General features: G+C 50.4%; 4 protein-coding genes. All 4 read right to left on the bottom strand.

Translation table 11 applies throughout. From position 1 onward, the window contains the following. Window positions 1-764 (bottom strand): hypothetical protein (locus tag VQ830_RS28545; protein ID WP_337271519.1); only part of this gene is annotated, 764 nt, incomplete at its 3' end. Between the two features lie 28 nt (window positions 765-792). Continuing rightward, a complete protein-coding gene (locus tag VQ830_RS28950) occupies window positions 793-1,209 on the bottom strand; it encodes a PAAR-like domain-containing protein (protein ID WP_438618927.1) in 417 nt (138 codons plus the stop codon). A gap of 13 nt (window positions 1,210-1,222) precedes the next feature. Then, entirely contained in the window at window positions 1,223-1,957 is a 735-nt protein-coding gene (locus VQ830_RS28540) for a DUF2169 domain-containing protein (RefSeq protein WP_438618925.1), read from the bottom strand. Next, entirely contained in the window at window positions 1,842-2,468 is a 627-nt protein-coding gene (locus VQ830_RS28535) for a DUF2169 domain-containing protein (protein WP_337271517.1), read from the bottom strand. Before VQ830_RS28535 ends, VQ830_RS28540 begins: the two co-directional genes overlap by 116 nt. Window positions 2,469-2,584: the final 116 nt, after the last annotated feature.

Below are 2,584 nucleotides of genomic sequence, written 5' to 3'. Positions count from 1 at the left end.
GAAACGGGTTCGCCGACCCGAACCGCTGATGCTGCTTTGGCAATTCCAGCTTTAGTAAGAGCACCGACCCCTTTTGCACCGATTAAGTTTCCCCACATCCTGCCAATTGAGAATCCTGCTTCTCCTTTCTTAGCGCTGTCATTAAGAGCGTTGGCAGCATTATCGATTGTATGCATCGGATGTGTTGCGGCTTGCCACATTCCTTTCACTGTTTCGATCGGGTGACGAAACATGTAAAAGATGCCTTTGGGAGTATCTATGAATACTCCCTGTGCAACCCCTTTTCCCAGGTCGGCGGCAGTCGAACCCATTTCTGAAAATGTTTTGCTGACAACATTTCCACTCCAGGTGAGCTGTCTACCATCTTGGAAAGCGTTGTAATTGAAGTCCGCACGCGGATTCGGAATTCCCCTATCTTTGTAGAACTGGGCAATCCCTGCTAGTTCGATGATGGCCGCTTGAGCTTCGGCTTCTGACAGCCCTTCTTTGGCAGCAAGAAGCTTAGCCTTGTCAGTCAGAACTGTCGAGTAATTGGGCGTCGCGGTAGCATCGACAAGAAGAAGAGCTCGGGCATTCCCGTTCCGCTTTGCAAGGTAACTACCTTGAAGGTCGCGCTCCTGACCGTTAATGACCACCCGGCGCCGGAGGTACTTCTTACCAGGGGGCGGGGGGGGCGGTGCTGGAACAAGACGTTCATCGACCAAATCACCCGAAAGTGGCGCGGCTATATCGGAAGAACCCTCAGAGGCTGGTGATCCGGCCATTCATGAATCCTCTCATGGTCCTACGTATTCAAGCCTCTAGATCAGAGTTGGATGGGAACTCTACTGATACTGTGCCCTTTTGATCTTCATGCGGGCCAGGATCATGCCGATTTATCCAGGCGTCTTGCATGTGATGCCAGGTAGCGAAGCCCATGGAGTAGACGAAAGAAGACGCTACCTCTACGTGTGCCCAGCCTTTGTAGCCGGGATTCACCGTCCCACGAAGCGTCCCTGGTTCATGTCCAGTAACCCCAGGGACAGCACCGTTCAGTTGGCAGTCAAATTTACCGTTGTTGCGGACAGTCGGAGAAAAACGTTGAGTGTTTTCCAGTGTGACCATTGAAGAATAGGCGACATCGACAACGCACGAGCCTACCGGCGTTTTGCAGACATCAGGACCAACGGAAACAATTACATTAGATGCGCAGCGTCGCGCTGACACCATAGCCTGAGCCACGTCAAACTCCTTCTACTTCTTTTCTGTCCAAAGCCTGCGCTATCTCTGCTACGTTCCTGTAAAGCCTAACGCGGTTGAACAGGCCAATCTGAAAATTTACGCGCCAAGAAAGATAAACACGCCAGTCTTTCAAAAACTTGGGAGATATATCCAAAAAGACTGTATCCAGCTTCATTTCACCCTCCGCGAAATGATCATCTTGAGTAAGGAAGACGGAAAAGAGCCTCTCTGAGGGAAGCTTTATGACGAAATTTTCAGAGAAGTCGGAAAGTCCGAAAAGCTTTATCTTCTCCGATCCTTCCAAGTATTGATCAAGAATAAGATCTGGATGAGCGGAATTATGATAACGAAAATCGTAGTCGGCTGGCCAGGCCGGCCAAACGCTATCCTTCCAATTTTGGTCGTAGGTTCCTCCAAATGACCGGCGTGGTAGCCAGGCAGGTGGGATTGGCCCTAGGCTTTGAGGTTGATAGCTTTCATAAGGTTCTAGAACAGGATCATCAATGCTCTCGATCTGGGGCGCGGCTACCGGAAGGCAATGATCTGTCCACTCGTGATCGATTTTTCCCCGACCAAGCGGGTTTCGATGATCAGTGTCGTAAACTGGGTCTCCGTTTGAATCAGCGCCCTTCTGCNTCTGTCCACTCGTGATCGATTTTTCCCCGACCAAGCGGGTTTCGATGATCAGTGTCGTAAACTGGGTCTCCGTTTGAATCAGCGCCCTTCTGCAGTTCACCGCCGTAGGCATATTCGTAATGCAACGGCAGTTCAGAAATCGGAGACGCTTCGGTTAGCTCCCACTTCACGAACTGCTTGCGATAACGTCGCCAGTCGGGGCGTTTTGCTTCATTTAATTCCCGTTTCCAAATTGGCTTCCAAAGCCGAGGTCCAGTTACACGGAGGAATTTTTCTAAGATGACTTCACTGTCATTCTCAATGATGAGACCGCATTTCCAGCTCGACAATGGCGATTGATTCAGTGTTCTGGCAACTGCACTAACAAGGATATCCGTGGCGGGCTTGAATGGCACCAAGTCAGAAGGATGCCACAAGGACGACAAATTGACCTCCCCGTGACACAGATCAGTAAACACCAATGGCGCTTGCTCTTCGGCCAATAAAAGTTGCCCAGAAGGACTAACCTCGAACGTGCCTTTGACTACAATAGATCCAAATCGCCGATCTTGATTATCGGCGCTGTAGAACCGGAGATTCGGATAAGGCGTGAAGTTTGTCACTTCTGGCATAGAACGTCTCAGTTGTTATCGATCATTGGAGCAGTAAGCTGCACGTGGCTCTCGCCGTCGATATAGACCTTGACGCCTTTGAGGAGGATCGTGCCGTCGTCCTTCATGATCAGAAT

Source organism: Oryzifoliimicrobium ureilyticum (assembly GCF_037199735.1).
Taxonomy (GTDB): Bacteria; Pseudomonadota; Alphaproteobacteria; order Rhizobiales; family Rhizobiaceae; genus Rhizobium; species Rhizobium ureilyticus.
This window is presented reverse-complemented; position numbering and strand designations above follow the sequence as displayed.